This is a genomic window from Sphingomonas sp. CCH9-F2, from assembly GCF_001556735.1.
Lineage (GTDB): Bacteria > Pseudomonadota > Alphaproteobacteria > Sphingomonadales > Sphingomonadaceae > Sphingomonas > Sphingomonas ginsenosidimutans.
In genome coordinates this window covers 1-828 of sequence record NZ_LSJO01000324.1, presented here as the reverse complement: position 1 = coordinate 828, position 828 = coordinate 1, and the positions used below count along the sequence as shown (strand labels likewise).

Genomic DNA, 828 nt, shown 5'->3' with positions numbered 1-828 from the left:
CGGCGAACACGTCGGGCGGCAGCGCCTTGTTGATCTGCGTCAGCTTCTCGGCGGCGTCTGTCGCGACGATGCGGCTGTTGTCGCCTACCAGCATCAGCACGGTCGAGATGACCGCTTCCGATCCCATGCGACTGCCGGAGCCGGTGCGGACCGCACCGCCGATCACCACCTGGCCCACGTCCTTGACGCGAACGGGGACGCCGTTGCGGGTCGCGACGACGGCTTCCTGAATGTCTTCGATCGACTTCAGACGAGCATCGGCGCGGACAAGGAAGCTCTCGCCAGCGCGGCGGACATAGTTCGACCCGGCGGAGAGGTTGGCCCGCTCCATCGCATCCGCCAGCTCCGTGACGGACAATCCATAGCTGGCGAGCGCGTTGAGGTTCGGCTCGATCAGATATTGCTTCACATAGCCGCCGTTGGAATCGACGCCGGCGACGCCGCGCACCGCCCGCATCTGCGGGCGGATGATCCAGTCCTGCACCGTGCGGAGATAGGCGGCCTTCGCCAGTTCGGTGGTCAGCCGCTCGCCCTCGGGGGTGAGGTAGCTGCCGTCCGACTGCCAGCCCGGTTTGCCGTCGACCGTCTTCAGGCCCTTGCCGTCGGGATGGCGGAAGGCGACCGAATAGAAGAAGATCTCGCCAAGCCCGGTGCTGAGCGGCGCGAGGATCGGCTGCGCGTTGGCGGGAAGGCTGTCGCGCGACTGTGCGAGCCGTTCCGTCACCTGCTGGCGCGCAAAGTAAATATCGGTGCGGTCGGTAAAGACCGCTGTCACCTGGCTGAAGCCATTGCGTGAGATGGAGCGGGTCATCTCAAGCCCTGGTATTC

1 protein-coding gene is annotated in these 828 nt (G+C 65.7%); it reads right to left on the bottom strand.

All coding sequences use genetic code 11. The annotated features are described in order from the left end of the window. A partial coding sequence (locus tag AX685_RS09430) for an efflux RND transporter permease subunit (protein ID WP_197418551.1) occupies window positions 1–828 on the bottom strand: 828 nt, incomplete at both ends.